Genomic DNA, 25,261 nt, shown 5'->3' with positions numbered 1-25,261 from the left:
GGCGCCGATGGAAAAGCGCCCGGCCGCAGGACGATGCGGAAAACTACTGCTGCTCGACGGACGAGCAGCACGACGACGACCCGCAGGTCGAGCTGGAGTCGCTGCTCGACGAGCCGGACGTGGCCCCGCCCTCGGGCACGGCCACGGCGTCACGCATCACCGTCACCTGGAGCCCGCTCAGGTCCAGGTCAGCGAGGTCGAACCGGGTGGTCACGGACATGTTCTTCACCTCCTCCGCGTCACGGTGGGCCGAAACGACATCCGCAGTATGGGTGGGCCCGGCCGGCCGCCGCCTGACAGGAGAAAGGCGGTATTGACACGACCCGGCCGCGCGAAGTAAAGGCCGATAAATCGCCGGAATTGCCGTCTTGACGCTGCGAATTGACCGTGAATACGCTGCAGCCGTTTTCATCGGGAACCTGACTGGCATGGGCGGGCACATGAATGCCGTAGAGGTCGAGAATCTCACCAAGAAATACCCGGGCGCGCCGCAGCCCGCGGTCGACTCGCTCAGCTTCCGCGTGAATTCCGGCGAGGTGTTCGGCGTGCTCGGGCCCAACGGCGCGGGCAAGACCACGACCGTCGGCGTGCTGACCACCCGGATGCGCCCGACGGGCGGCCTGGCGAGAGTCGGCGGCGTGGACGTGGCGAAGGAGCCCACCCGGGTCCGGCGGCTGCTCGGCGTCGTCCCCCAGCGCAACAACCTGGACCGGTCGCTCAGCATCCGCCAGAACCTGCTCTTCCACGCCGCCTACCACGGCGTGCGGCGGGCCGAGCGGCGGCGGCGCGCCGGCGAGCTGCTGGAGCGCATGGGGCTCGCGGAGCGCGGCGACGACCGGCTCGACAACGTGTCGGGCGGCCAGGCCCAGCGCGTCATGATCGCGCGGGCGCTGATGCACGAGCCGCGGGTGCTCTTCCTGGACGAGCCGTCCACCGGGCTGGACCCGCAGTCGCGCATCTTCGTCCACGCCTGCGTACGGGAGCTCAAGGAGCGGGGCGTCACCGTCGTCCTCACCACCCACCAGATGGAGGAGGCGGCCAAGCTCTGCGACCGGGTCGCCATCGTGGACCGGGGCCGGCTGCTGGCCCTGGACGCCCCCGCCGCCCTGGTCCGCGAGCTGCCGGGCAGCACCACGCTCACGCTCTCGTTCGAGCCCGGCCGGGCCCCGGCCCAGGACGTGGACGCGGCGCTGACGGCCGTCGAGACCGTCGAACGGGTCGAGGCGATGCCCGGCGGGCGCGTCAGGCTCTACACCTCCCGCGAGCCGGGCGAGGTCCTGCCCGCCGTGCTCAAGGCGCTCGCCGGGCACGGCATCGCGCTGACCGGCCTGGACGTGGCCCGGCTCGGCCTGGAGGACGTCTTCCTCCGCCTAACCGGACGGGAGCTGCGATGAGCGTCCTCGACGAGCGCCCGCCCACCGCGCGCGCCTTCGCCGCCGTGCTCGGCCGCGACCTCGTGGTCACCGGCCGGGAGCTGCCGGCCTTCTTGGCGCAGGTCCTGCTCCAGCCGCTGTTCATCCTGTTCGTCTTCGGCAAGGTGCTGGCCGACCTCGGCTACGTCGGCGGCGGGTTCGGCGACGTCCTGCTGCCTGGCGTCATCGCCCTGAACGCCTTCGTCGGCGGGCTGCAGAACACCGCCCTGCCGCTCACCCTCGACTTCTCCTTCAGCAGGGAGATCGAGGACCGGCTCCTGTCGCCCCTGCCGACCCGGCTGGTGGCGATGGAGAAGATCGTGTTCGGCACGATCCGCGGTGTCGTGGCCGGCGCCGTGATGATCCCGCTCGGCCTGCTGATCCTGCCGGACGCCACACTGGCGCCCGCGTCCCTCCTGCCCGCGCTCGCCGTGATGGCGCTCGGCGCCTTCGTCGGCTCGGCCGTCGGCATGGTCGTGGGCACGGCGGTCTCCCCGCGCGGGATCAACGTCGTCTTCACGGTGGTGCTCACACCGCTGATGTTCACCGGCGCCACCCAGTTCCCGTGGCCCGGCCTGGACCGCGTGCCGTGGTTCCAGATCGTGTGCGCGGTCAATCCGCTCACGTACGTCAGCGAGGGGATGCGCGCGGTGATGGTGCCGCGGATCCCGCACATCCCGCTGTGGCTCTGCCTTCTGGTCCTGGCCGTCGCCGGCGCGGTGGCGGCCGAGGCGGGCATGCGCGGCTTCGGCCGCCGTGCCGTCGATTGAGAAGGGAGGCCCGTCCCACTCCGCAGAACCGCATCCGAACAGCACGGAACCATTGATGAAAAGGGAGAAACCCCCCCATGAACGCACTGGCCTTCGATGTCGAAGACCTGGCCCTGGACGAGCTCTCGGTGACGACCGTGCGTGACGGCGTCGCGCTGCCCGACACCGGCGCGTCCTCGTCGAGCTGCATCTCCTGGATGTCCTCGTCCTCGTGCTGCTGCTGCACCGAGCCTCAGTGACCGCCCAGAAGGGAACCCCGCCCATGTCCAGCCTCTCCTTCCAGGTCGAGGACCTCGACCTGAACGAGCTGTCCGTCACCACCATGCGCGACGGCTTCGCGGTGCCCGACACCGGCGCATCGGCCGTGAGCTGCTCCTACCTGACGGACTCGTGCAGCTCCTGCTGCTCGATCAACCCGAGGTAGGTCATCCTCCCGGCCGTCTCACGGCGGCCGGGAGGTCACCCGCGAACGAGGAAACATCGATGACCAGCACTGTCGAGAACCCCGTAGCAGTGGGCGCGGGACAGTTCGAGGCCGCGCCCTTCGCCGTGGTCAGGCGCGCCGCCCTGCCCTACCCCGAACGGCCCGCGGCGGCCGAGCCCTTCCGCGCCGCGGTGCGCGCGCTGACCGAGGCGCTGCGCAGCGCCGCCTCCGCCGCGCCCGCCCTGGCCGACGCGCTGGCCGCCAGCCTGCCCGGCCACCCGGCCGCCTTCCACCGCGGCGTCGTCCTGCCGCTGCGCCGCGACGTGCACAACGGCCGCGTCCCGCGCGAGTCGCTGCTGCGTGAGCTCGGCGACCTGCCCGGCCGGGTCGCCGGGCTGGCGGCCTGGCTGGACGCCGTCCGCGACCGCAAGACCCTGAGCGGCCTGCTCGCCGCGCCGGACGGCCCCTGGGAGGACGCGCTGGCCGCCGAACGCGCCGTGCTCTCGGACCTGTGCCGGGCCGAGCCGCTCCGCCTGGCCGTCACGCTCACCGGCCGTGACCTGCTCCACGGCGTGGACAGGACGGCCGCCCGCCAAGGCCGGCCCGACAAGCGGGCGCGCAAGGCCGAGCCGACCGTCCTGCGGTACGCCCTCCGCGCCACCTCCAAGACCAGCCCGCTCTCCTGGTACACGCTGGTCGGCCTGGGCTGGTGGGACACGGCCCCGGACCCGCGCCCCGCTGTGCCCGCCGTTGGGCCCGCTGCCGCCGTGCAGGCCAACCGGGTGCTCGTCACCCGGCTGATGGCCGCCCTGCTCGGCCAGGCGCAGTGCCCGCACCGCCTCGCGCCCGGCCTGCGGGAGGACGGCGACCGGGTGCTCTTCCACCGCGACGTGCCGCTCCCCGACTCCAGCCACCTCTACGGCACCACGGAAGAGCTCGTCGACGTCGGCCTGACCGGGCCCATCCGCTTCCTGATCGAACGGCTGCGCGACACGCCGGACGGCCTGACCCCCGGGGAGCTGGCCGCCGCGCTGGCCGTCCACATCCAGAGCGCCGACGCCGACGCGATCGCCACCCGCTACGTGCGGAAGATGGCCGAGATGGGACTCCTCGTCCCGGTCTGGCCCGTACACGTCCAGGATCCCGACATCCTGCGCTCCCTTGCCCGCTGGTGCCGCGAGCAGGACCTGACGGACGTGGCCGCGCGCCTCACCGCCATCCGGGACGCCACCCGCTCCTTCACCGGCCTGCCCCCCGCGAGCAGGCGCGACAGGCTAGAAGCCCTCGCCGACGACTGGCGGCTCCTCGGGGAGCGGGCCGGCGCCGACCTGACCGGTGCGCCCGTGCTCACCGAGGACGTCACGCTGCCCGGCCCGCTGAGCCTGCGCGCCCGCCACGGGCGCGACCAGGTCCCGGCCCTCACCCGGCTCACCCCGCTCGTCATGCTGTACGACCACCACCTGGCCATCCGGCGGCTGGTCGCCGACACGTTCACCGCCCGCCACGGCGCCGGCGGACGCGCCCCGATGACCGCCGGCGCGGCCATGATGTCGGAGGTCTGGCGCGACCTCCTCCAAGGCGACCCCCGCGAGCGGCGCGTGCCGGAGGACCTGCGGAGCGCCCGCGAGATCGTGGCCGAGATCATCGCCGCCGCCAACGGCCCGGACGCGGCCGACGTCGTCATCCCCGAGGAAGCCGTCACGGCCGCGCGCGACCTGCTGCCCGGCTGGGCGCGGGCCCGCCCCGCCTCCTACTCCTTCTTCGCCCAGCCCCTCCCCGGCGGCCTGGCGATCAACCACGTCTACGCGGGATTCGCCCGCTTCACCAGCCGGTTCCTGCCCCACCTGGACCCCTCCGCGGCCACCGCCGTGGCCGGCTGGCTGCGCCACCTCCTCGGCGAGGACGTCGCCCAGTTCCGGCCGCTGATGGGGTTCAACGCCAACCTGCACCCGATGGTGCTGCCCGAGGAGGTGGGCGAGGACCCGCGCTGGGCCGGCCTCACCCTCGACGACCTGGAGATGGTCCACGACGAGCACACCGGCCTGGTCCGCATCCGGCATCGCGGCTCCGGCCGCGAGGTCAGCGTGCTCTACCTGGGCTTCCTCGTCCCGTTCGTGCTCCCGTACCGGACTGCTCCGCTGACCGGCGACCTGAGCTGCGGGTTCCCCTCGCTGACCAGGTTCGTCACCAAACGCACCGTGGACGGCGTGACCGCGAGCGGACGCCTCACCTACGACGGCATCGTGCTCAACCGCCGCCGCTGGGCCTTCGACGACGACGCGGCGGCGCGGCTGCGCGAGCAGTGGACGGCCGAGCACCCCGCCGTCGCCGCCGCGCACCTGCGAGCCCGGCACGACCTGCCCGAGCACGTCTTCCTCGAAGCCGGGGGGAGCGCCGCCTCCCTGGAGGGCTTCCTGCGCAGGCTGCGCGCCGCCAAGCCGCAGTACGTCGACCTCGGCAACGCCCTGCACCTGCGGTGCCTGCCCACCTACCTGGCCCGATACCCCCAGGAGCCGGCCTTCGTCGAGGCGCTGCCCGTCCCGGGCGCGGCGGGCGACGGCGAGCCGGTGACCGAGCTCATCATCGAGACCTGCTGGAGACCACAGTGACCGAGCTCGACGTCGTCTGCTACTACCACGACCCGGTCAAGGCGCCGCTGGTCAGGGCGGCGGTCATCCCCGGGCTCCGCGCCGCCCTCGCCGCCCGCCCCGGCGTGCGCGGCCACCTGGAACGCCACTGGCTGCACGGCCCCCACGTACGGGTCCGGCTGCGCGGCCCCGACGGGCCCGTCGCCGCCGCGGCGGACCAGCTCGCCGCACGGCTGCGCGAACACCTGCGCCTGCACCCCTCCACCGGCTCGCCCGGCGCCCCCGAACTCCTCTCCCACGCGCGCAAGGCGGGGCTCCTGGAGCTGGTCCCCCCGCCGTACGAGCCCATCCACGCCGACAACACCGTCACCGTCGGCCCCGCCGAGACCGGCCGCGTCGCCGCCCTGCTCGGCTCGGCCGCATCGGTACGGCTGCGCGCCGACTCCCTCGAAGCCGGGCTCCCGGCGCTGGAACACTCCCTCGACCGGCTGGCCGGAACCGGCGACAGCGCGGCGGGACGCATCGAGCTCGCGGTGACCGCCATGGCCGTCCACGCCGCCCGCTACCCCCGCGGCCAGGCGCTCGGCTACCACTCCTTCCTCTCCCACGTCGAGGACTTCCTGTTCCACCACGACCCCGACGGGCGGCTGCGCCGCGCGTTCGAGGCGGGCTGGACGCGCAACCGTACCCAGGTGCTCGAACTCGTCGGCCGCGTGGCCGACGGTCACCCGACCGACCAGGTGGAAGCCGCCTGGCAGCACTGGACCATCACCGCCCGCCTCCTGGCCGAACCCGCCTTCGACGGCGGCAGCCTGGCCGTGGAGCTCAGCCGCGGCTACACCGAGCAGGCGGCCAGGCTCGGCGACCCCGACACCGCGCGGCGCTGGAACCCCGCCGAACGCACCGCCCTCAGCGACTACCACCGCGCCCTGCGGGTCGTCGACTTCTCCCGGCCGGAGCTCGCCCGCGCGTTCGCCGTCTACCGGTTCGGCACCAACGTGCTGTACCAGCTCCTGGCCGTGTGCGACGTCACGCCCGTCGAGCGCTACCTGGCGGCGAGCATGGTCGCCGCCGCCGTGCAGGAGCTCAACGGCACCACGTGGCGCGCCCAGCTCGGCGAGACGGGATGAGGCCGATGCTACTCCGCCTGCGCCCCGTCGTCCACGCCACCCCCACCCCCACCGGCCTGCACGTACGCGGCTGGACCTCCAGCTTCACCGCCGAAGGCGGCGCCGGGCTGTGGCGGCTGTGGGAACGCCTGTCCGTCCTGCTCGCCGACGGGGTGCCCGCCGCCGAGCTGACCGCTCCCGCCGGGCTGCCCGAGCCGGTCGCCAAGGCGCTGGAGCTCATCATCGCCCAGCTCCGCGAGCACGACATGCTCGTCGAGGTGCCGCCCGGCTGGGGGAGCCCGGGGCCCGGGCTGCCGCCCGCCCGGGTGGCCGCCTGGCTGGAGTCCGCCGCCGCCGACCCGGCGCGCGCCTGGGAGCGCCTGTCGGGGGCCGCCTACGCGGTCCGCGGCGGCGGCCCCCTGGCCGAGGCGGCCGCCCGCGCCCTCGCCGCCGCCGGCTGCCACCCGGCCACCCTCCCGGGCGCGACCCCCGCCGACCTCGAACTGACCGCCACCCCACCCTCCGGCCCCCCGGTGACGGTAAGGGCCGGCTGCCTCCCGGAAGCCGGTTACGCCCTGCCGCCGACCAGCCCTGGCACCCCGGCTCCCGACCCCGCCGCCATCCGCCACCGCCTCCTCCACGGCCCCACCTCCCTCCTAACCACCCAAACCCCACCGCCCCCAACCACGCCGACCCCGGGTGCGTCGGCCCCGGGCGGGGCGACCGCGCCCCCACCGACCCCGAGCACCCCGGCTCCAGCGGCCACGCCGGCTGCGGGGTCCGGTGGGGCGCGGGTGCCGGAGGTTTTGTGGGCGCTGGTGGGCGGGGCGGCGGCGCATCGGCTGCTGTGTGCCGTGGCGGGTATGCCGGATCCGGTGGAGGAGGCGGCGGCCCGTTCGCCCGAGGGCGTGGGGCGGGGGCTTTCGGTCATGGTGGCGAAAGCCGAGCCGCTGGCGGTCACGCATCACCGGTGGCCCGTCGGCGAGCCTGCCGGTGCGGACCCGTGGGAGCGGGCGGCGGCGATGCTCGAAGTGCTGGGCGATCCGGAGCTGGGCATGGTGGCCCCTCCCGAGGCGGGGGAGCTGCCGCAGGTGCCGGTGAGCCTGGCGGCGTGCGGCGAGGCGGTGGGGTTCGGCACCGGCCTGGAGTCGGCGCGGCTGCACGCGGCGCTGTCCGCCGTGCGGTCCGCGCTTCCGGCCGGGACCGTCGTGGGCGCCGACCGGCTGCACGCGCGCGGCCTCGGCCTGCGCGAGGCCGTGCACCGCGATCTCGCCGATCTCCTGGGCACCGCGGTGGGCGAGGGCGAGTGGGCGGCGGACCCGGCCGCGCGGCGCTGGTGGAAGGCGCTCACGCTGCGGTTCGCCGTACCGGCCGAGGTCGAGGTGGTACGCGTCGCCGAGGGGGTCGCGCACGCCCGGGTCAGCGCGGCGGGCCGTACCCTCGCCTGGGCGGTGGAGCCGGAGGCGGGCACGGCGGCGGCGTTCGCGCTGCTGGCGGCCACGGCGGCGGCGCAGGCGCGGGCGGCGGGCCGGGAGTTCGGCGACTCGGTGGTGCCTTGCGGGGCGGCTCCGGTCTGGTCGCCGTCGGAGGAGCCGCCGGTGCCGTGGGAGACGCGCTTCTGGTTCTGGCCCGCCGGGACGCGGGACGGCGAGGAGCGGTTCCAGGCGGCGATGGAGGCGCTGGTGCCGGGCCCGGAGCCGGCGCCGCTGGGCCCGCTGCTCGCGGCGACCGGCCTGGCCGCAGTGACGGTGCCGCCCGCAGCGAGGGCGCCGGCCGCCGTAGCAGCGCCGGCCGCCGCGAAGGTGCCCGCCGCCGTCCGGGCCGGGAGCGTCGCATGAGGAACGGCATCGGCGAGTTGCGCGACGACCGGGCCGAGGCCGTGCTGATCAGCGGGTACGGGCTCGCGGACCTGGAAGAGGTCGGCCGCCTCGCGCGCGGACGCCGCCACCCGCTGCTTCCCGTGCTCCTCGACGGCGCGCTCGCCCTGGCCGGCCCGGTGCAGGGGCCGGGGGAGGGCGTCTGCGTGGCCTGCGCGGAGTCGCAGCGGCTGGCGGCGTTCGGCGCGGCGGTGCCCGTACGGCTGCCGGAGCTGCGGGTGGGCGGGCTCGCGGCTCCGGCCTTCCACGACACGCTGTCCGTGCTGGCCGCGCTGCTGCTGGCCGATCCGGAGCGGCACGGGGACGTCGTCCTCGCGCTCCGTACCGACCACGGCTCGCTCACCCGGCACCGCGTGATGCCGCGGCCGGAGGGCTGCCGGGTGTGCGGGCCTGCCGAGCCGTACGCGCCGGCCGCCCGGGAGCCCGTGGCCGTGCCGCCCGGGTCGCTGCGCTCGCCGAACCCGCGGACCGACGGCGCCCGGCTGCGCGAGGCCCTGGTGGACGCGCGCTACGGCCCGGTGACCACGGTGCGCCGGAGCGGTCACCTGCCGCTGGCCACCGTCGCCGCCGTCCTGGCGGGCGACCCGGACGGGAACGCGGCAGGCTACGGCCGCACCCCAGCCTTCGCCCAGTCCGAACGCGTCGCGCTCTTCGAGGCGGTGGAGCGGCTCGGCGGGATCGCGGCGAGCGGCCGGCCGGTGACCGAGGCCGCGTTCGAGGCGCTGGGCCCGGACCGGGCACTCGATCCGGCACGACTGGGCCCGCACGAGCCGGACTGCTACGCCGATCCGGGCAGCGGCCTCACCGCCTACGCCCCGGGCGTGCCCACCACCTGGGTGGACGGCTGGTCCTGCACGCGCACGGCCCCGATCCTGGTGCCGGAGCACGTCGCGTACTGGGGGGTCCGCAAGCCGGGCACGCCCCGGTTCGTGGCGGAGACCTCCAGCGGGTGCGGTCTGGGCAACAGCCTGGCCGAGGCGGTGCTGCACGGCCTGTTCGAGGTGGCCGAGCGGGACGCGTTCCTGATGGCCTGGTACGCGGGCACGCCGCTGCGCCGCGTCGCCGTGCCGCCGGACGATCCCGTGCTGCCCCACCTGTCCGACCGGCTGGAGTGCCTGGGCTACGAGCTGCTGTTCTTCGACGCGACCAACGACCTGGGCATCCCGGTCGTGCTCACGCTCGCGTGGCGGGACGACGGTGCGGCCCCGGCGGCCTTCTTCGCGGCGGGGGCGCACCCGGACCCGGTCGCCGCGATGCGGTCGGCCGCCGCCGAGCTGGCCGTGGACGTCGAGTCGTCGGCCGACCGCGCCCGCCGCTCTCCCGCCGGCCACCGCCGCGAACGCCTCCTGCGCCTGCTGGCGGACCCGGATTCGGTACGGGCCATGCACGATCACGTCGCCCTGTACAGCCTGCCCGAGGCCGCGGCGGGCTACCGATTCCTGCTGTCGGGGCAGGCGGGGACCGTGGACCCGGCGGATCTCGGCGGCGACCTCCCGGGGACGGCCACGGACCTGTGGACCGTCCTCGACCACCACGTGGACCGCCTGCGCGGGCTGGGGTTGGAGGTGATCGCGGTCGACCAGAGTGATCGGCGGATCCGCGACCGTCTCGGCCTGCACGCGGCGAAGGTCGTCGTGCCCGGCACGCTCCCCATGACGTTCGGGCACCGCAACCGCCGCGTCCGCGGCCTGCCCCGGCTGTGGGAGGTGCCGCACCGCCTGGGCCGGAGCCCCACGCGTTCCGCCGGCGATCCCGTGCTTCCCCATCCCTTCCCGTGACTGGAGTCGCCGTGGCGCATCACGACGAGGTTGCCCTGGCGCTGGCCGCCGCCTACGCGCACGGGCCGGGCAAGGCCCCGGTCCCGGGCGCGGCCGTGCACCGTGAGCCCGCCCGTGCCGGGGAGGGGACGCGCACCCCGCTGCGCGACCTGGCGGCGTGGGGGGAGTTCGGCGCGGCCGTGGCGGAGCTGCTGGTCTCCGCCCTGACCCCGCAGCGCTGGGAGCCGTACAACCCGTACAACGACCACCGCGCCTACCCGTCACCGCGCGCCGCGTACCTGGTGGACGTGGGGGTGCGGACGGAGCGGGGGCGGTGGCGTCTCGACCCGGTCCGGCGCGAGCTGGTGGGGGCGGCGCCGCCGGCGCCGGCCGGGACCGTGTGGCTGGACCTGGCGCAGCGGCCGGAACGGCTCCGTCCCGGTTACGGCGAGCTCGCCGACGCGCTGGCGGAGCTGGAGACCGGCCACCTGGCCGCCGCGGTGGCCGAGCACGCCGCGGCGCTGCCGCTCACCGTGGCGTACGGGCCGGCCGGCGTCACCCTGGCTCCCGGCGTGCCGGCCAGGCCGGGACAGGCGGTCGCGGGCGGGGCACGGCGCAGCGCCGGGCTCGGTCCCCGGGGTCTTTCCGCCGATCCGCGCCCCCTGCCCGGGGAGGCGGCGCGGGCGTTCGCCGCCGCGGTCGCCGATCCGCCGCCGGGCTCCCCGGCGGCCGGTGGCGGGGTGTGGTGCCGCCTGGCGGTCCGCAACGTGACGGGGCTGGCGGACGGCTGGTACGTGCCGGCCCCGCTGAGCCCCGTGACCGGGCGGGCCGGGGCGGCGATGGCCGCCGTGCAGGCCGCCTACAGCTACCCCCGCACCCAGTTCGACGTCGGCGGGACCAACCTCGCGCTGCTCATCGCCGCCGACGTCGGCTCGGCGGTGCGGGCGAGCGGGCCTGCCGGCTACCGCGCCCTCCTGCGGACGGCCGGCGCGGTCGCCCAGCACGTGTGCTCGGCCGCGGCGGGGGCCGGCCTGTTCTGCCGCCCGGTCCGGGCCATCAGGGAGGGGCTGCTGGAGGCCGCCGCCGGGGCTCCCGCCTCGCACGACGCCCTCTACCTGGTCCTGGCCGGACGCCCCCGCTTCACCTGGTTCGACTACGACCTGACCCCCGTCACGGCAGGCCCGGCAGGGGAGGAACGGCCTTGAGCGCGCCGGCGCGACCTGCCCGCACCCCCTCATGCCCGGGAGCTCAGCTGAGTTGCTGGGCCAGGCCGACGATGATGCCCTCGGGGCCGCGGACATAGCAGAGCCGGTAGCTGTCCTCGAACTGCGCCATCTCGCCGACGAGCTCGGCGCCGCGGGCGCGCAGCCGGGACAGGACGTCCTCGATGTCGTCGACGGCGAACATGATGCGGCGGATGCCCAGCGTGTTCGCCGGCGCGATCTTCGGCTCGGCGCTGATCGCCTTCGGCGTGAAGAACATCCCCAGCTCGATCCGCCCGTGACCGTCCGGCGTGCGGAGCATCGCGATCTCCTGCTGGACGTCGTCGAGGCCGAGCACGTTCTCCACCCACGCGCCCCCGATCGGCCCCCTGCCCTCCAGTTCCATGCCGAGTTCGACGAAGAACGCGACGGCGGCGTCGAGATCGTCGACGATGATGAGGACGTTGTCCATCCGCTGGATCGTCATGCTGGGTCTCCTTGGTGGGATACGGGCCGCGGTGGCCGTATGCGCCCCTGGGACGGAGCTGCCAGGCCGTTCTCGACATCGTCTGCGAGCTTTTGACCTGGGAGTGCCCCGTCACGCGCCGGTCGTAACGCTTCCCGCGCAGGTCGGCGCTCCTCCGGCCCAGGTCAGGCGGCCTGTGGGCAGGTCGCGGCGGCGGCCCAGCGTGAGGAGCAGGATCACGCCGCTCGCCACGAACACGGCCAGCATCGCCCACAGCGCGGCCCGTACGCCCGCCAGTTCCGCCAGTGCGCCGGCCAGCAGCGCGCCGAGCGGGATGGCGCCGTAGTTGACCACCTGGACGCTGGTCGTGACCCGGCCCATCAGCTCGCCGGGCACGTAGCTCTGGACGAATCCGGAGAAGATCACGTTGCCGGCCACGATGCCGCCGACGATGACGATGCTGCCGGTGACGAACAGGGCCATGCCCAGCTCCCGGTCGGCGAGCGGGATGAGCAGCCCGAACGGCGCGAGCCCGGCCTTGGCCACCAGCACCGCCCTGGCGCTGCCCAGCCTGGCGGCCAGCGGCCTGGCCAGTGCCGCTCCGGCGATCCCGCCCACGCCGGTGGCGGCCATCAGGACGCCGGTCTGTGCCGGGGCGAGCCCGAGGTCGGTGACGAGGAAGACGACGATCAGCGACTGGTAGCCGGTGAGCGCCAGGTTGGCGGCGCAGCCGTACAGGGTGTTGCCGCGCAGCAGCCGGTCGCGGGCGACCAGGCGCAGGCCCTCGCGGATGTCGGTGCGCAGCCGCCGCCGCGGCGGGCGGGTCACGGTCTCGGCGCGTCTGATCCGCATGAGGCAGATCGCGGAGACGGCGAAGCTGGCCGCGTCCACGAGCAGGCCTCCGATCGCGGAGAACGCCTGGGCGAGCAGCCCGGCGGCGCCGGGGCCGGCCAGGTTCGCCACCTGCTCGCTGCCCTGGAGCTTGGCGTTGGCCTCCAGCAGGTCGGGGGCGTCGACCAGGGTGGGCAGGTAGGCGCGGTAGGCGGTGGCGAAGAACACCTTGGCGGTGCCGGCGGCCAGCGCCACGGCGATCAGGTGGCCGACCGTCAGCACGCCGAGCAGCGCCGCGGCCGGGATGCTGAGGAAGGCGGCCAGCGACGCCCAGTCGGCGGCCAGCATGACCCGGCGGCGGGGGAGCCGGTCCACCCAGACCCCGGCGGGCAGGCCGATGAGCAGCCACGGCAGCCAGGCGGCGGCGGCCAGCAGGCTGACCGCGAGCGGGGAGGCGTCCAGGACGGTGACCGCGACCAGCGGCAGCGCGACGGAGGTGACGGAGCTGCCCAGGCTGCTGGCGCTCTCCCCGATCCACAGCAGCCGGAAGTCGCGCTGCGCCAGCAACCCCAGGCGGGGCCGGCGCGGGAGGTTCACGGGCGGGCGGGGACGGCGCGGGCGAAGGTGAACACGGTGGCGCGCTCGCGGCCGTCGTCGGGCACGCTCCGCTCGGACCACCTGGTGATCACTTCGGTGATCTCGGCCGCGAACTCGGCCAGTTCCTCGTCCGTCACCCGCAGCCATCCCTCGGCCGAGAAGGGGCCGAGCGGCCAGCGGGCCTGCACGTCCTGCGGCTGGTCGGCCCAGCGCCGGACGTGGCCGGTCTGGCGGTCGAGGTTGAGCGAGTCGGCGGCCCGCGCGATCGCCTCGCCCGACGCGTCGCCGTCGAAGTCGGCCGAGGACCAGGACAGGGTGGGCACGATGCGGCGCCACCAGCGTTCGCGGCGGTCGCGGGCGAGCTCGGGGGCCTCCTCGATGAGGCCGGCGGCGGCCAGGGCGCGCAGGTGGTGGCTGACGTTGCCGACGGCCTCCCCGGTCTGTTCGGCCAGCACGCTGGCGGTGCTGGGGCCGTCGAGCTTGAGCAGGTCGAGGAGGCGGCGGCGGACGGGGTGCGTCATGGCGGCGAGCACCCGGGCATCCGTGATCGCACGCTGGAATTCGGACATGCCGGTCAAGCTGCATGTACAAGAGGTGTTGTGCAACAGTTCTTGTGAATCTTGCCCGTGCTGGTCAGCGGGGCTGGGGGGTGGTGCGCATGCGCAGGTGCAGCCGGGCGCTGCCCGCCTCGTGCTCCACGCGGACCTCGTCGCACAGGGTGCGCACCAGCAGCAACCCGACGCCGCCGCCCCGGTCGGGGTCGGGCCTGGCGTTCCTCAGGTGGGCCTCGGTCAGGGTGCCGGCCGCGTCGACCACGTCGAGGCTGACGCCGTGGGCGTCGCGCCACGCGATCAGGGAGCCACGGCCGCCGCCGTGCCGCAGCACGTTGACGGCGGCCTCGTGGGCGGCGATCACCAGGTCCTGCAAGCGCTGCCCGTACAGCCCGGCGCTCGTCCCGAAGGCGTGCACCCGTTCGCGCAGCACGGCGAGCTCTGAGGTGATCGGCCACTGCATCCGGAATCCGGGAATCATGTCGGGCCTGCCTTTCGCCGCGTGATCTTCCCATGCCCGAAAAGGCCGCCGGCATGCCCGGTGCCGTGCCGGCCCGCCCCTTTCAGACCGATTCAGCACGGAAGAAGGCGTCATCAGACGGCGAACAGCAGGCCCGCGCAGAGCAGTACGAGCACGGCGGTGGCGAAGTGGATGCCGAACGCCGCCGCCTTGGTGCCGCCGTTGCGCAGCACGACGAGGGTGTCGCCGAGCGGCACCAGGGCGATGACCAGCATGAACCAGGCCTCGGCCTGGGGTCCGGCGAAGGCCAGCAGGGCCAGGCCGACCAGCCCGTACGTGCCGTCGCGCAGGCCCTTGATCGTCAGGTAGGCGCGGTCGGTCGTGGCGGGCACCCCGTAGCCCGTGGCGGCGGCGTGCGGCGTGAGCAGGAACCGGGCCCCGATGAGCAGGCACAGCAGGTTGAGAACGATGGCCAGGCCGTACGCGACGGTGGTGAGCATGTCGTGACTCCAGAAAAACTAGCAGCGCTAGGAACGAGGACGACGCTAGCAGAGCATCGACATAAGCGCTAGCGGTGCTAGATTCAGGAGCATGTCCATCCAGAGCCGCAAGGAACGCGAACGCGCCCACCGGGAGCAACTCATCGTCACCGCAGCCCGGGAGCTGGCCGAGGCCGAAGGCTGGGAGGCCGTCACCACCCGGCGGCTCGCCGAACAGGTCGAATACAGCCAGCCGGTCCTCTACAGCCACTTCAAGGGCAAGGACGCGATCGTGACCGCCGTCGCCCTCGAAGGCATCACCGAGCTGGCCGCCGACCTGCGCGCCGCCCGCCTCGCCGCCTCCGGCCCCGAGGCCGCCGTCGCCGCGCTCGCCGCCGCGTACGTGACCTTCGCCGAGGAGCGGCCGGCCCTCTACGACGCCATGTTCAGCCAGCGCGTCGACCTGCCCTTCGCCACCCCCGAGGCCCCGCCCGCCCTGCACGCCGCGTTCGGCGAGTTCGCCGAGGCCGTCCGCCCGTACGCGCACGGCGACGAACCCGCGCTGCTGGCGGAGACCCTCTGGGCGGCACTCCACGGCCTGGTGACGCTGATGCGCGGCGGCCGCATCCCCCGCGAGTTCCACGAGCACCGTCTCGCCCTCCTCCTGGCCCGGTTCACGGCGAGCCCGTGACGCCGTCCTTGACGGCCATGAGGCACCGGCGATCCTGGCTGTGTGACAGCGGAGTCCTGTGACGTACGCCACCGGACCGGGGTGTCACACGGCCGGGTGGGCCGGTGTCCTGTGCGCGGAGCAGGACGAGAGACCAACCGGCGGGAGCGAGCGATGAACGAGCACGACGAGGCGACGACGGACCCGGTGGACGCCGCCACCGCGGCCTTCGTCGCCCACCGCAACCTGCTGTTCACGGTCGCGTACGAGATGCTCGGGTCGGCGGCCGACGCCGAGGACGTCCTCCAGGAGACCTGGCTGCGCTGGATCAAGGTCGACCTCGGACAGGTGTCGGACCGGCGCGCCTACCTCGTCCGGATCGTCACCCGGCAGTCGCTCAACCGGTTGCGCACGATGAAACGCCGCAAGGAGACGTACATCGGCTCGTGGCTGCCCGAGCCGCTGCTCACCACGCCGGACGTGGCCGAGGACGCCGACCTCGCCGAGAGCCTGTCGATGGCGCTGATGCTCGTCCTGGAGAGCCTCTCGCCGACCGAGCGCGCCGTCTTCGTGCTGCGCGAGGTCTTCGACGTCGGCTACGACGAGATCGCCGCCGCCGTCGGCAAGAACGCCGCGGCCGTCCGCCAGATCGCGCACCGGGCCCGCAAGCACGTCGAGGCCCGCCGCCCGCGCGAGACGGTCTCCCCGGGCCAGGCCCAGGCGGTCCTGGAGACGTTCAAGCGGGCGCTCGAGACCAGGGACCTGCGGATCCTCCTGGACGTGCTCGCCCCCGACGTCGTCCTGGTCAGCGACGGCGGCGGCGTGAAACTGGCCGCGCCCCGGCCGGTCGTCGGCGCGGAGAAGGTGGTCCGCTTCTACCTGGGCGAGGCCGCCGTGGTGCGCGCGGCGATCACCTGCAAGGCCACCGTGGTCAACGGCAACCCGGCGCTGCTCGTCCACCTGGACGGCGCGTTCGACGGCGTGCTCGCGACCCGCGTCGAGGACGGCCGCATCACCGGCCTCTACTACGTCCGCAACCCGCACAAGCTGACCCGCGTCGCCTCCGAGACCCCGCTCACCCTCCGATGAAAGGCCCCGGCATGACCGTGCACGGCCCCGCCATCCTCAAGATCGCAGTCGCGTTGCAGACGCTGAGCATCTTCTTCCAGGCGGCCACCGCCGGGATCCTCATGTCCTCCCGCGGCTCGGAGCTGCACCACATCGGATCACCCGTGATGTACGGCGCGACCGTGCTGTACGTGATCGCCGCCGTCCTGGCCTGGCGTCCGGGCGGCGGCACGCCACGCCCCATCCTGTACGCGGCCGGCTTCCTCGTCCTCGCGTCGGCGCAGGTCGCGCTGGGCATCGCGGGCATGACCCCGCTCCACGTCCCGCTGGGCGTCCTGATGTTCGGGCTCAGCCTGCTGACCCTGGCCCGGATGCGTACCGAAAGCAGGGGAGAAACTACCTAAGCACGTCAGATTCCGCGTCGTCGCCGTCTCCCTAACGTGGTGGTCACAAGAGAGCACGACCACTGAGGAGACGAACATGAGCGACACGAACGAGCTGGTCCAGCGCTACCTGGCCGCCTGGAACGAGACCGACGCCGCCGCCCGCCGGGCCGCCCTGGAGGAGGTCTTCGCCGAGGACGCCGGCTACACCGACCCGCTGGTCTCCGTGCGCGGCATCGACGGGCTGGACGCCACCATCGCCGCGGTGCAGGCGCAGTTCGGCGGGCTCGTCTTCAGCCTCGGCGGCGCCGTGGACGCCCACCACGACATCGCCCGGTTCACCTGGCACCTGGGCCCGGAGGGCGCCGAGCCGGTCGCCGTCGGCTTCGACGTCGCGGTGTTCGGCGCGGACGGGCGGATCAGCCAGGTGCTCGGCTTCCTGGACAAGGTGCCGGCCCAGGCCTGACCCGCTCCCATCTGAACCGGACAACACAGGAGGAATCATGACCGCGTACGTCATCGCCCACCTTCAGGACGCCGCCCCGCACCCGGAGATCGCCGAGTACATGGAGCGCCTGCCCGGCACCTTCGAGCCGTACGGCGGCCGCTACCTGGTGCACGCAACCGAGCACGAGGTGCTGGACGGCCGGTGGCCGGGAGCGGTCGTGATGCTCGCCTTCCCCGACGCGGCCCGGGCGCGGGCGTGGTGGGACTCGCCCGAGTACCGGGAGATCGCGCCGATGCGCTCGCGGCACATCGAGGGCGACATCATCGTGGTCGAGGGCGTCCCCGACGGCTACCGGCCGGTCGCCGCCGCGAGCGCGGTGCGCGAGGCGGCGGCCGGGGGCGCGGCCACCTGAAGCCCTGCTCAGGGGTGCTGGGGGCGCTGCCGGGCGGCGTAGCGGCGGGCCTTGGTGCGGTTGCCGCACAGGCGCATCGAGCACCAGCGGCGGCTGTGGTTCTTGGAGGAGTCCCAGAAGGCGCCCTGGCACGTGTGCTCGGCGCACCGTTTGAGCCGGTGGATCTGGCCGGTCAGCACCAGCTCGGCCCACGCCACGGCCAGCCGCGCCAGGGCCGTACGGGCCTCGGGCAGGCCGGGGGTGGGCGCGAGCGGCCGCTCCGGCCCGGCCCGGGTCACGGTGACCAGGAGAGGCGCGTCGGCCAGGATCGCGTCGGCCCGCGCCAGGCGGTGCGGGAACACGGGATGGCCGGGGTCGAGCGCCTCCCGGAACCCGGCACGCAGCTCCAGGAAGACGGCGTGCTCCTCGTCGGTGAGCCGCAGCGACGCCGGGCCGAGCTGACGGGCCGCCAGCCAGCGGGCGAGCTCGTCCGGGCTCGCCACGTCGTCCTGCCCGTTCTCCAGGTCGACGGTGTTGACGAACGCCTTGATCAGCTGGGCGGCCGGAGTGGGCTCGATCACGCCGCATCACCTTCCGGGTCCCTGCCTAACCTGCTAACCGAATTTACCAGTTATCACCCCTGGTGCCGTCGCCTCTTTCCGGGCAAGATAACCACCTATAGCTGATAGGGGGTTACATGGTGGACGTGCTGAAGGCGGATCGCAGCGGGCGCAACACCGCGGTGCTGGTGAGTTTCACGGCGATCACGAACCTGGCCGACGGCGTGACCAAGATGGCGCTGCCCTTGATGGCGGCCCGGCTGACCGACTCCCCGGCACAGGTCGCCGGGGTCGGGCTCACCCTCACCCTGCCGTGGCTGCTGATCGCCCTGCACGTCGGCGTCCTCGTCGACCGCTTCGACCGGCGCCTGCTGCTGTGGCTGGCCGACGCCGCCCGCATCCTCGTCGTCGCCGGGCTGCTCGCCCTCACCCTCACCGGCGGCGTCACCCTGCCCGCCCTCTACGCCGGAGGTCTCGCCCTCGGGATCGCCGAGGTCGTCGCCCTCACCTCGGCCGCGACCCTCGTCCCGGCCGCCGTGGCCCCCGCCGGGCGCGAACGCGCCAACGCCTGGGTCGCCGGGGCCGAGACCGTGTGCAACGAGTTCTGCGGACCCTTCGTCGGCGGCCTCCTCATCGCCGCCGGGTCCGCCGCCGCCCTCGGCTGGACCGGCGCCGGCTACCTGATCGGGACCGTCGTCCTGGTCTTCCTGGCCGGCCGCTTCAGGCCGCGACCGGCCGGCGAACGCCCGGACGCCACCGTCAACCAGCGCATCGCCGAAGGACTCCGCTGCCTGTGGCAGCAGCCGCTGCTCCGCCTGATGGCGCTCGCCCTGAGCGTGCTGTCCGCCTGCTGGGGCGCCTGGCTGGCGCTCATCCCGCTGGTCGCCACCCGGCTCATGGGCCTGGACGCGAGCGAGTACGGCTTCCTGCTGAGCGCCCTCGGCGCGGGCGGGCTCGTCGGCGCGCTCACCGTGACCACCGTCAACCGCCTGCTGGGCCGCCGCTGGGCCATGCTCGCCGACCTCATCGGCACCGCCGCGATGGTCGCCGCCCCCGTCCTCACCACCGACCTGTGGATCGTCGGCCTCGGCGCCTTCCTCGGCGGGATGGGCGGCACCCTGTGGACCGTCAACTCCCGCACCCTCAGCCAGCGCCTCGTCGACCCCGGCGTGCTCGGCCGCTACAACGCGGCCGCCCGCCTGTTCAGCTGGGGCGCCATGCCGCTGGGCGCCGGGCTCGTGGGGCTCCTCGCCGAATGGCTCGGCATCCGCGCCGCCTTCGCCCTCTTCGCCGTCGCCGCCCTGCTCGTCGTCGTGCCCTTCCTCAAGATCGCCACCCCCGCCGCCCTCGACCCACCCCCGCACCCGGCCTGAACTCAGACGGCGACGGGCAGGGTCTCGATCCAGCAGTCGGCGACGTGCGGGGCGAGCGCGGCCTTGGCCTCCTCGGCATCCTCAAGGGTCAGGAACACCCCGGAGCCGGAGATGTACGGCCCGTCCCTGTACTCCTCGCGCGTCATGACGACGTGGACATGGCGGTACCTCTCCCTCCGCGCCCGCTCCTGACCGTCGCCGCCGCCGCGGAGGGCCGCGATCAGCTCGGCGGCCGAGGCGACGCCGAACCCCGCGTCGACGCCGGGCAACGGCGTGGCAGGCCACCGGGTCTCGCCCGCGAAGACGTCGGTGAAGAAGCTCCGGCGCGTGGGCGCGAGGACGCCTTCGTGCCAGCCGACGGCCATGCTGATCACGTAGTCGGTCTCCCCGCTGCTCTCCAGCAGGAAGACCCGATCCTCCCGGCCGAACTCGACGCTCGGACAGCCGGCCTTGACGCGCTCGGCCTCCTCGGCCGGTGCGGTCCTGATGAGCAGCCCTTGGTAGAAGGCCCGGATCTTCATGGCCGTGACAGGCTTGAACAGCACCTCGACGGTGGTCTCCGCAAGACCGTCGGAGCCCGGGGTGCTGCGGAACAGCGTCTGGCCGTGGCTCACGCTGTAGGCCCATAGCGCGAACCTGCGTTCGCTCCGGAAGATCTCCTCACCCGGGGGAAGCTGATAATCCTTGTTGAGCCAGGCCCTGATCGTCATGCGGGTCAGGTTCGCGGCCCTGATGATCAGACGTCAACCGGGTCACGGGGGATCGACGCCGTGGAGGATCAGGCCGAGTTCGTAGGCCAGCACGGCGGCGTGGGTGCGGTCGCGGGCGCCGAGCTTGTCCAGGACGTTGGTCACGTGGGTCTTGATCGTCTCGCGGGACACGTGCAGGGCGGCGGCGATCTCCGGGTTGGCCTGGCCGAGGGTGATGTGCCGCAGCACCTCCAGCTCGCGGGGCGTCAGCGTGACGGGGCGGCGCGGCCGGGCGCTGCCGTGGTGCGGGGAGGCGATGCGGCGCAGCGCGTCGGGGAAGAGCACCGCGCGCCGCGAGTGCACGAGCCGGACGGCTTCCACGAGCTCGCCGGCCGGGGCGCGTTTGAGCACGTACCCGGCGGCTCCGGCGCGCAGGGCGGCCCACACGAGCTGGTCGTTCTCGAAGGTGGTGACGACGACGACGCGGGTGGCGGGGGAGCGGCGGGTCAGCTCGACGGTGGCGGCGAGGCCGTCCATGCGGGGCATGCGGATGTCCATCAGCACGACGTCGGCGCCCGCGCCGGCCTCGACGGCCTCCTGCCCGTCGGCGGCCTGGCCGACGACCGTGAGGTCGTCGTGGAGGGAGAGCATGGCGGCCCAGCCCTCGCGGATCAGCGGCTCGTCGTCGGCCAGGACGACGCGGATCACAGCGGCAGCCTCGCCTCGACGCGCCAGGTCGTCCCGGCCTGCCCGGTGGTGCACGTCCCGCCGGCGAGGCGGGCGCGCATGCGCATGCCCGTGAGGCCGCGCCGGGGCCCGGCCAGGGGCCCGGTGGTGCCGGGGGCGCCGGTGGTGGCGTTCTCGACGGTCAGCACCAGCTCGCCGGTGGCGTCGGTGCCGACGTCGAGCGTGACGGGGCCGGAGCCGTGGCGCAGGGCGTTGGTGAGCGCCTCGCGGGCGATGGCGTAGGCGGTGCGGGAGGTGGCCGGGGGGACGCGGCCGAGGGGGCCGGTCGTGACCTGTACGTCGAGCCCGCGGGTGAGGGTGTCGAGCGAGTCGAGCGTGGGCGTGCGGGCCGCCTCGCCGTCGCCGAGGACGCCGAGCAGCACGTCGAGGTCCTCCTGCGCGGCACGGGCGGTGTCGAGCAGGTGGTCCAGCGAGCGGGTGGCGTGCTCGGCGCGCGGGCCGGGCCGCTGGAGCGCGGCCTGCGCGGCCATGCCCTGCACCAGGACGACGCTGAGCGCGTGCCCGACGGCGTCGTGCAGCTCCAGCGCGAGGGCCTGGCGGCGGCCGAGCTCCTCCAGCATGCGGGACGGATCGGCGCGCAGCAGGCGGCGTGCCGCCCACCGCTGCCCGTACCCGGCCGCGACCATGGCGGCGGCCAGCCCGAGCAGGGCGGCCAGGGGTTCGGCCTGGACGGCGGGGCTGTCGCGCCACAGCGCCGGATCGCCCAGCCGGACCAGTCCCGGCGACAGCATGAGCACGCCCGCGCCCAGCGTCGCGCCCCCGTACAGGTGCAGGCTCGTCAGCGCCACCAGGTAGACGCGGTCGGCCCGGTCGGAGACCCGGACGTCGAGCAGCTCGGCCAGGGCGGCGATCTCGATGCGCCGCACCAGCGGCGCGAGGGCGAGCAGCACCGAGGCGGGCAGGCACGCCGCCCACAGCACCAGGACGCGCGCCGGCGTCGGCTCGCCCAGGACGAGCAGGCCGAGCACCACGGCGACCGGGGTCAGCAGCGCCGCGCCCAGCACCTGGTAGAGGACCGCCCGCACGGCGCGTCCGGCATGTCGGCTCACGTCGGCGATGCTAGCCCGGGACGCCGGGCCGCCCCTTCCCCCACCTGGGGGATGTCCGCCCGCCGCCGGGCTGTGAGCCTCACAGTCATGAAGAGCGCAACCACAAGACCGCACGACACACCGCATGTCCCCGCCCGCACAGATCCCCCCGGCGGGGGATCCGCCGGGCCGGGCCGGTGGACAGACTCGGCCGGTGAGTCCGGGATCGGGGGGAGGTGAGCATGCGTCGTCTCACGGCATCGGCGATCTCCGCGGCGACGCTCGCGGTGGCCGCCCTGTGGTGGTTCGTCCCCGGCAGCTATCCGTACGGCGCGGCGGCCAAGGTCACGGTGGGCGTCAACCACTGGATCGAACGCGGGCCGGGCGTGGGCCTGATGGCGGCCGCCGGCGTGCTGGGGGTGCTGGTGGCGCTCGGCGTCCGGTCCTGGCCCAGGGCCGCCGGCGCGGTCGCCGGGGTCCTGAGCGCCTTCTTCCTCCTGGTGATGTCCGACGCCTCTGTGCTGTCGTCCATCGGGTACGCCCTGATCCCCGCCGCCCTGCTGGGGATCGCCGGGCTGGTGGCAGTGGGCTGCGTCCGCCGCAGGCCCGTCGCGTACGTGCTGGCGGTGCTGCTCCCGGCCGGGCTCGTCGCGTCGCTCACGATGACCGACGCGGTCGCCCGCTACCTGGTCAACGTGGCCTCCGGGTTCGGCGAGTTCGGCGGGCGGATCGCCTGGTCGTGGGCGATGGCGATCGCCGCGGTCGGCTGGGCGTGGCTGGCCTACGGCTCGTTCGCGCGCGAGCGGAAGGTGGCGGTCCCGGGGTGGGGGAGGGCGGTCACGATCGCGGCCGCCCTCTGTCCCGTGCCGTACGGGGTGACGCGGCTGACGTGGGCGACGCCGTGGCCGCTCGGCGGCTTCGACCCGCGCACCGGCCACATCACGCTGATCGCCGTGGAGGCCGGCGACGCGGCCACCCGCCTCCAGGGGTTCCTGATCGGCCTGAGCGCGGTCCTGGCCCTCGTGCTGACGCTCGGCCTGATCAGCCGGTGGGGCGAGACCGTGCCGCGATGGGTGCCCCGGCTGGGCGGGCGGCCCGTCCCGGTGATGCTGGCCGTCGGGCCGGGCGTGTTCGGCGCGGTCGCGCTGTCCGTCTCGGCTCCCGGGGTGCTGGCCGGGGCCGTCCAGATGGGCTCGTGGCCGGACGGCGTCCTGTTCGTCGTGATGTTCCCGTGCCCGATCTGGGGTCCGTTGCTGGGGGCCGCGGTGTTCGCCTACTGGGCGCGCCGCAGAACCGCCGAGAAACCGAGGAGTGCCGCAGTTGCCGTCGCATGAAACGCCTTCGCCCAAGGGCCTGGAGGTCCAGCGGACGTTCGACAAGATCACCGGCTACTACGACCGGATGAACCGGATCATGACGCTCGGGCGGCACGCCGCGTGGTGCCGTGAGGTGGCGGCGGGCGCGCACCTCCCGCCGGGGGGAAGCCTGCTCGACATCGCCACCGGCACCGGCGTCATCGCGCTCGCCGTACGGGACCGGCATCCGGACGCGACCGTCCACGCCGTGGACTTCTCCGGGCGGATGCTCCAGGAGGCGGCCCGCAAACCGGGCGCCGAGGGCGTCACCTGGCAGTACGCGGACGCCAACGACCTGCCGTTCGGCGACGCGAGCTTCGACGCCGTCACGCACGGCTACCTGCTGCGCAACGTCGAGGACGCCGAGCGGGTGCTGAGGGAGCAGCACCGGGTGCTGAAGCCGGGCGGCCGGGTCGTCATCCTGGAGACCTGCCCGCCGCGCGGGCCGCTGCGCTATCCGGTGGAGCTGGGCGTCCGGATGATGATCCCCCTGCTCGGGCAGGCGGTCGCCGGGGACCGCGAGTCGTACGCGTATCTGAAGGAGTCGACGCTCGGCTTCATGACGCCGCAGCAGGTCGCCGCCGTGCTCCGCCGGGCCGGCTTCGAGTCGGTCGCGTGGCGGAAGAAGTTCTTCGGGACCAACATGATCATCTCTGCCCAGAAGCCGCCGGCTTGAGGCTGACACCGTGTCAGGCGCCAAGGTGGCCGGCATGTCGATTCCTTATGTGGGTTCCGGCCCCTACTGCTACGCCAATTCGCTGGCCATGATCCTCGGCGACGAGGCTCCCTCCGCCTCGGTCGTCGAGGTGCTGACCGGCTCCCCGTACGGGATGCAGCTGATCAGCGGGCGGCTGCCGCTGTTCGACCCGTTCGGCTGGGATCCCGAGCAGGGGCTCGACGCCGCGATCGAGCTGCTGGGCTGGACGTGCGCGCGCGAGGACGGCGGCTCGGCGGACGAGGCCGTCGAACGCCTGCGCCGCGCCTGCGCGGCGGGGCCGGTGCTGGCCGGGCCGCTGGAGCTGGGGCTGCTGCGCTACCAGCCCGGCTCCGGGCAGGCGGTCGGCGCCGACCACTACCTGGTGGTGCTGGAGGTCACGGACGACACCGTGCTCGTGCACGACCCGCAGGGCTACCCGTACGCCACCCTCCCGGTCGCGGAGTTCGCCGAGTCGTGGCGGGGCGAGCTGATCAGCTACCTGCCCCGGCCGTTCACCATGCGCTCCGCCTTCGTCCGGGAGGCCCGGGTGAGCCCCGAGGAGGCGTTGCGCCGCTCGCTGCCCGCGGCGCTCGCCTGGCTGGGCGGCCGGACGGACGTGCCCGTCGCCCCCGGCACGCTGGGCCAGGCAGAGGCCGCGGAACGGACCGCCGAGCTGGTGGCCCAGGGGCGGCTCGACCCGCAGGCGCGGGAGCTCCTGCGGGCGTTCGCCGTCCGCGTCGGCGCCCGCCGGGCGAACGACCTGGCCGCCTGCCTGGCCTCGCTGGGCCTGGCGGAGGGCGCCGCCGTCGCCGCCGAACAGGCCCGCCTCGTGGGAGCGCTGCAACTCCCCGTCGTGACCGGGGACGACGCCGCGCTCGCGGCCGGTCTGCGCGCGCTGGCCCCGATCTACGAACGCCTGCGCACGGCCCTGGCCGATGGAGCCTTCGAGGGCATTGCCCGGACCCCGCACCCACGCCCCGGAGGGCATTGCCCGGACCCCGCTAATTAGTTAACTTTCTTTCATGAAGTCGCGTCTGTCAGCCGCGCTCGTCCTGACCGCGGCCGCCCTCGTCGCCACGTCCGCCCCCGCCCAGGCCGCCTCCTACGTCAAGCACGCCTCCTACGGCTGGCCCGACCAGTGCCAGTGGTTCGGCAACCAGGGCACGGCCGACCACACCTGGAGCTCGTACTACTGCGAGACCGTCATCCCCACCAACTGGATGGCGCCCGGCCTCTACAACCTGTGGGTCCAGTACTGACGAACGTACGGCCCGGTGTTCCGGCCGGGCCGTAAACAGGCAGCTCACCGGGCTTTATGCGCGGCTGACC

The 25,261-nt window shown here is 74.3% G+C and carries 29 protein-coding genes; 19 read left to right on the top strand and 10 right to left on the bottom strand.

From position 1 onward, the window contains the following. Nucleotides 1-43: 43 nt before the first annotated feature. On the bottom strand, nt 44-220 hold the full coding sequence (locus ACBI99_RS01080; RefSeq protein ID WP_219519431.1) for a thiazolylpeptide-type bacteriocin: 177 nt from the start codon (nt 218-220) through the stop codon (nt 44-46). 220 nt (nt 221-440) lie between these two features. Between ACBI99_RS01080 and ACBI99_RS01075 the strand changes: the two genes are divergently transcribed. The 9 genes from ACBI99_RS01075 to ACBI99_RS01035 all read left to right on the top strand — a co-directional run bounded on the left by ACBI99_RS01075 (nt 441) and on the right by ACBI99_RS01035 (nt 11,142). Next, the gene (locus ACBI99_RS01075; RefSeq protein ID WP_357585508.1) at nt 441-1,394 is read left to right on the top strand and encodes an ABC transporter ATP-binding protein; all 954 of its coding nucleotides are present in this window, start codon (nt 441-443) and stop codon (nt 1,392-1,394) included. Continuing rightward, complete coding sequence (locus ACBI99_RS01070; RefSeq protein ID WP_357585510.1) at nt 1,391-2,182, top strand: ABC transporter permease; 792 nt, start codon at nt 1,391-1,393, stop codon at nt 2,180-2,182. Before ACBI99_RS01075 ends, ACBI99_RS01070 begins: the two co-directional genes overlap by 4 nt. A 77-nt stretch (nt 2,183-2,259) precedes the next feature. After that, a complete protein-coding gene (locus ACBI99_RS01065) occupies nt 2,260-2,421 on the top strand; it encodes a thiazolylpeptide-type bacteriocin (RefSeq protein ID WP_219519441.1) in 162 nt (53 codons plus the stop codon). A 23-nt stretch (nt 2,422-2,444) separates the two neighbouring features. Next, nucleotides 2,445-2,606 carry a thiazolylpeptide-type bacteriocin gene (locus ACBI99_RS01060; RefSeq protein WP_219519446.1) on the top strand — a complete coding sequence of 54 codons (162 nt, stop codon included), beginning with the start codon at nt 2,445-2,447 and terminating at the stop codon, nt 2,604-2,606. Between the two features lie 59 nt (nt 2,607-2,665). Next, the gene (locus ACBI99_RS01055) at nt 2,666-5,215 is read left to right on the top strand and encodes a lantibiotic dehydratase (protein ID WP_375071461.1); all 2,550 of its coding nucleotides are present in this window, start codon (nt 2,666-2,668) and stop codon (nt 5,213-5,215) included. Further along, entirely contained in the window at nt 5,212-6,324 is a 1,113-nt protein-coding gene (locus ACBI99_RS01050; protein WP_357585514.1) for a hypothetical protein, read from the top strand. Before ACBI99_RS01055 ends, ACBI99_RS01050 begins: the two co-directional genes overlap by 4 nt. Nucleotides 6,325-6,329: 5 nt before the next feature. Then, nucleotides 6,330-8,141, top strand: a complete 1,812-nt coding sequence (locus ACBI99_RS01045; RefSeq protein ID WP_375071460.1) for a hypothetical protein — start codon at nt 6,330-6,332, stop codon at nt 8,139-8,141. Further along, nucleotides 8,138-9,958, top strand: a complete 1,821-nt coding sequence (locus ACBI99_RS01040) for a TOMM precursor leader peptide-binding protein (RefSeq protein ID WP_375071459.1) — start codon at nt 8,138-8,140, stop codon at nt 9,956-9,958. The genes ACBI99_RS01045 and ACBI99_RS01040 overlap by 4 nt, the downstream gene beginning before the upstream one ends. 11 nt (nt 9,959-9,969) lie before the next feature. Beyond that, a complete protein-coding gene (locus ACBI99_RS01035) occupies nt 9,970-11,142 on the top strand; it encodes a hypothetical protein (RefSeq protein ID WP_375071458.1) in 1,173 nt (390 codons plus the stop codon). Nucleotides 11,143-11,185: 43 nt separating this feature from the next. On the opposite strand, the gene ACBI99_RS01030 is transcribed toward ACBI99_RS01035, so the two are convergent. The 5 genes from ACBI99_RS01030 to ACBI99_RS01010 form a co-directional block, all read right to left on the bottom strand. Beyond that, the gene (locus ACBI99_RS01030; RefSeq protein WP_246646630.1) at nt 11,186-11,626 is read right to left on the bottom strand and encodes a VOC family protein; all 441 of its coding nucleotides are present in this window, start codon (nt 11,624-11,626) and stop codon (nt 11,186-11,188) included. Nucleotides 11,627-11,737: 111 nt separating this feature from the next. Continuing rightward, nucleotides 11,738-13,033 (bottom strand): MFS transporter, encoded by a 1,296-nt coding sequence (locus tag ACBI99_RS01025; RefSeq protein WP_375071457.1) that lies wholly within the window; start codon nt 13,031-13,033, stop codon nt 11,738-11,740. Then, nucleotides 13,030-13,602: a helix-turn-helix domain-containing protein gene (locus ACBI99_RS01020; RefSeq protein WP_357585522.1), complete on the bottom strand. Its 573-nt coding sequence runs from the start codon at nt 13,600-13,602 to the stop codon at nt 13,030-13,032. Before ACBI99_RS01020 ends, ACBI99_RS01025 begins: the two co-directional genes overlap by 4 nt. 64 nt (nt 13,603-13,666) lie before the next feature. Further along, a complete protein-coding gene (locus tag ACBI99_RS01015) occupies nt 13,667-14,065 on the bottom strand; it encodes an ATP-binding protein (RefSeq protein ID WP_375071456.1) in 399 nt (132 codons plus the stop codon). Between the two features lie 113 nt (nt 14,066-14,178). Beyond that, on the bottom strand, nt 14,179-14,544 hold the full coding sequence (locus tag ACBI99_RS01010) for a DUF4267 domain-containing protein (protein ID WP_375071455.1): 366 nt from the start codon (nt 14,542-14,544) through the stop codon (nt 14,179-14,181). A gap of 91 nt (nt 14,545-14,635) precedes the next feature. Here ACBI99_RS01010 and ACBI99_RS01005 point away from each other — a divergent pair, with 91 nt between their 5' ends. The 5 genes from ACBI99_RS01005 to ACBI99_RS00985 all read left to right on the top strand — a co-directional run bounded on the left by ACBI99_RS01005 (nt 14,636) and on the right by ACBI99_RS00985 (nt 17,504). After that, the gene (locus ACBI99_RS01005; RefSeq protein ID WP_375071454.1) at nt 14,636-15,214 is read left to right on the top strand and encodes a TetR/AcrR family transcriptional regulator; all 579 of its coding nucleotides are present in this window, start codon (nt 14,636-14,638) and stop codon (nt 15,212-15,214) included. A gap of 153 nt (nt 15,215-15,367) precedes the next feature. After that, nucleotides 15,368-16,282, top strand: coding sequence for an RNA polymerase sigma-70 factor (locus tag ACBI99_RS01000; protein WP_375071453.1), 915 nt, complete (start codon nt 15,368-15,370; stop codon nt 16,280-16,282). 11 nt (nt 16,283-16,293) lie between these two features. Further along, the gene (locus ACBI99_RS00995) at nt 16,294-16,665 is read left to right on the top strand and encodes a hypothetical protein (protein WP_375071452.1); all 372 of its coding nucleotides are present in this window, start codon (nt 16,294-16,296) and stop codon (nt 16,663-16,665) included. A 76-nt stretch (nt 16,666-16,741) separates the two neighbouring features. Further along, complete coding sequence (locus tag ACBI99_RS00990) at nt 16,742-17,110, top strand: nuclear transport factor 2 family protein (RefSeq protein WP_219516725.1); 369 nt, start codon at nt 16,742-16,744, stop codon at nt 17,108-17,110. A gap of 37 nt (nt 17,111-17,147) precedes the next feature. Then, nucleotides 17,148-17,504: a DUF1330 domain-containing protein gene (locus tag ACBI99_RS00985; protein ID WP_219516728.1), complete on the top strand. Its 357-nt coding sequence runs from the start codon at nt 17,148-17,150 to the stop codon at nt 17,502-17,504. An 8-nt stretch (nt 17,505-17,512) separates the two neighbouring features. On the opposite strand, the gene ACBI99_RS00980 is transcribed toward ACBI99_RS00985, so the two are convergent. After that, nucleotides 17,513-18,064 carry a CGNR zinc finger domain-containing protein gene (locus ACBI99_RS00980; RefSeq protein WP_375071451.1) on the bottom strand — a complete coding sequence of 184 codons (552 nt, stop codon included), beginning with the start codon at nt 18,062-18,064 and terminating at the stop codon, nt 17,513-17,515. A gap of 116 nt (nt 18,065-18,180) precedes the next feature. Here ACBI99_RS00980 and ACBI99_RS00975 point away from each other — a divergent pair, with 116 nt between their 5' ends. After that, nucleotides 18,181-19,416, top strand: a complete 1,236-nt coding sequence (locus ACBI99_RS00975) for an MFS transporter (RefSeq protein ID WP_375071450.1) — start codon at nt 18,181-18,183, stop codon at nt 19,414-19,416. Between the two features lie 2 nt (nt 19,417-19,418). On the opposite strand, the gene ACBI99_RS00970 is transcribed toward ACBI99_RS00975, so the two are convergent. From ACBI99_RS00970 to ACBI99_RS00960, 3 genes are read right to left on the bottom strand one after another with little or no spacing between them, the layout of a single operon-like run. After that, on the bottom strand, nt 19,419-20,126 hold the full coding sequence (locus tag ACBI99_RS00970; RefSeq protein WP_375071449.1) for a hypothetical protein: 708 nt from the start codon (nt 20,124-20,126) through the stop codon (nt 19,419-19,421). A 42-nt stretch (nt 20,127-20,168) separates the two neighbouring features. Further along, nucleotides 20,169-20,813: a response regulator transcription factor gene (locus ACBI99_RS00965; protein WP_219516749.1), complete on the bottom strand. Its 645-nt coding sequence runs from the start codon at nt 20,811-20,813 to the stop codon at nt 20,169-20,171. Continuing rightward, complete coding sequence (locus ACBI99_RS00960; protein WP_375071448.1) at nt 20,810-21,901, bottom strand: sensor histidine kinase; 1,092 nt, start codon at nt 21,899-21,901, stop codon at nt 20,810-20,812. Before ACBI99_RS00960 ends, ACBI99_RS00965 begins: the two co-directional genes overlap by 4 nt. Before the next feature lie 221 nt (nt 21,902-22,122). On the opposite strand from ACBI99_RS00960, the gene ACBI99_RS00955 reads away from it, so the two are divergent. Genes ACBI99_RS00955 through ACBI99_RS00940 form a run of 4 tightly spaced genes read left to right on the top strand, consistent with a single transcriptional unit; the run spans nt 22,123 to nt 25,191 of the window. Then, on the top strand, nt 22,123-23,214 hold the full coding sequence (locus ACBI99_RS00955; protein ID WP_375071447.1) for a hypothetical protein: 1,092 nt from the start codon (nt 22,123-22,125) through the stop codon (nt 23,212-23,214). After that, entirely contained in the window at nt 23,201-23,911 is a 711-nt protein-coding gene (locus ACBI99_RS00950; RefSeq protein ID WP_375071446.1) for a ubiquinone/menaquinone biosynthesis methyltransferase, read from the top strand. Before ACBI99_RS00955 ends, ACBI99_RS00950 begins: the two co-directional genes overlap by 14 nt. A gap of 34 nt (nt 23,912-23,945) precedes the next feature. Continuing rightward, the gene (locus ACBI99_RS00945) at nt 23,946-24,941 is read left to right on the top strand and encodes a hypothetical protein (RefSeq protein ID WP_375071445.1); all 996 of its coding nucleotides are present in this window, start codon (nt 23,946-23,948) and stop codon (nt 24,939-24,941) included. 13 nt (nt 24,942-24,954) lie between these two features. After that, the gene (locus ACBI99_RS00940) at nt 24,955-25,191 is read left to right on the top strand and encodes a hypothetical protein (protein WP_357585537.1); all 237 of its coding nucleotides are present in this window, start codon (nt 24,955-24,957) and stop codon (nt 25,189-25,191) included. Nucleotides 25,192-25,261: the final 70 nt, after the last annotated feature.

The organism is Nonomuraea sp. ATR24 (assembly GCF_041950485.1).
In the GTDB taxonomy this organism is placed as follows: domain Bacteria; phylum Actinomycetota; class Actinomycetes; order Streptosporangiales; family Streptosporangiaceae; genus Nonomuraea; species Nonomuraea ceibae.
Note: the sequence above shows the minus strand (reverse complement) of the source record. Positions and strands in the feature narration are given on the sequence as shown.

Excerpts from the sequence above, each read along its gene's own strand:
- ACBI99_RS01080 (WP_219519431.1), bottom strand. The coding sequence starts at position 220 with ATGTCCGTGACCACCCGGTTCGACCTCGCTGACCTGGACCTGAGCGGG.
- ACBI99_RS01075 (WP_357585508.1), top strand. The coding sequence starts at position 441 with ATGAATGCCGTAGAGGTCGAGAATCTCACCAAGAAATACCCGGGCGCG.
- ACBI99_RS01070 (WP_357585510.1), top strand. The coding sequence starts at position 1,391 with ATGAGCGTCCTCGACGAGCGCCCGCCCACCGCGCGCGCCTTCGCCGCC.
- ACBI99_RS01065 (WP_219519441.1), top strand. The coding sequence starts at position 2,260 with ATGAACGCACTGGCCTTCGATGTCGAAGACCTGGCCCTGGACGAGCTC.
- ACBI99_RS01060 (WP_219519446.1), top strand. The coding sequence starts at position 2,445 with ATGTCCAGCCTCTCCTTCCAGGTCGAGGACCTCGACCTGAACGAGCTG.
- ACBI99_RS01055 (WP_375071461.1), top strand. The coding sequence starts at position 2,666 with ATGACCAGCACTGTCGAGAACCCCGTAGCAGTGGGCGCGGGACAGTTC.
- ACBI99_RS01045 (WP_375071460.1), top strand. The coding sequence starts at position 6,330 with ATGCTACTCCGCCTGCGCCCCGTCGTCCACGCCACCCCCACCCCCACC.
- ACBI99_RS01040 (WP_375071459.1), top strand. The coding sequence starts at position 8,138 with ATGAGGAACGGCATCGGCGAGTTGCGCGACGACCGGGCCGAGGCCGTG.
- ACBI99_RS01030 (WP_246646630.1), bottom strand. The coding sequence starts at position 11,626 with ATGACGATCCAGCGGATGGACAACGTCCTCATCATCGTCGACGATCTC.
- ACBI99_RS01020 (WP_357585522.1), bottom strand. The coding sequence starts at position 13,602 with ATGTCCGAATTCCAGCGTGCGATCACGGATGCCCGGGTGCTCGCCGCC.
- ACBI99_RS01015 (WP_375071456.1), bottom strand. The coding sequence starts at position 14,065 with ATGATTCCCGGATTCCGGATGCAGTGGCCGATCACCTCAGAGCTCGCC.
- ACBI99_RS01010 (WP_375071455.1), bottom strand. The coding sequence starts at position 14,544 with ATGCTCACCACCGTCGCGTACGGCCTGGCCATCGTTCTCAACCTGCTG.
- ACBI99_RS01005 (WP_375071454.1), top strand. The coding sequence starts at position 14,636 with ATGTCCATCCAGAGCCGCAAGGAACGCGAACGCGCCCACCGGGAGCAA.
- ACBI99_RS01000 (WP_375071453.1), top strand. The coding sequence starts at position 15,368 with ATGAACGAGCACGACGAGGCGACGACGGACCCGGTGGACGCCGCCACC.
- ACBI99_RS00995 (WP_375071452.1), top strand. The coding sequence starts at position 16,294 with ATGACCGTGCACGGCCCCGCCATCCTCAAGATCGCAGTCGCGTTGCAG.
- ACBI99_RS00990 (WP_219516725.1), top strand. The coding sequence starts at position 16,742 with ATGAGCGACACGAACGAGCTGGTCCAGCGCTACCTGGCCGCCTGGAAC.
- ACBI99_RS00985 (WP_219516728.1), top strand. The coding sequence starts at position 17,148 with ATGACCGCGTACGTCATCGCCCACCTTCAGGACGCCGCCCCGCACCCG.
- ACBI99_RS00975 (WP_375071450.1), top strand. The coding sequence starts at position 18,181 with ATGGTGGACGTGCTGAAGGCGGATCGCAGCGGGCGCAACACCGCGGTG.
- ACBI99_RS00970 (WP_375071449.1), bottom strand. The coding sequence starts at position 20,126 with ATGACGATCAGGGCCTGGCTCAACAAGGATTATCAGCTTCCCCCGGGT.
- ACBI99_RS00955 (WP_375071447.1), top strand. The coding sequence starts at position 22,123 with ATGCGTCGTCTCACGGCATCGGCGATCTCCGCGGCGACGCTCGCGGTG.
- ACBI99_RS00945 (WP_375071445.1), top strand. The coding sequence starts at position 23,946 with ATGTCGATTCCTTATGTGGGTTCCGGCCCCTACTGCTACGCCAATTCG.
- ACBI99_RS00940 (WP_357585537.1), top strand. The coding sequence starts at position 24,955 with ATGAAGTCGCGTCTGTCAGCCGCGCTCGTCCTGACCGCGGCCGCCCTC.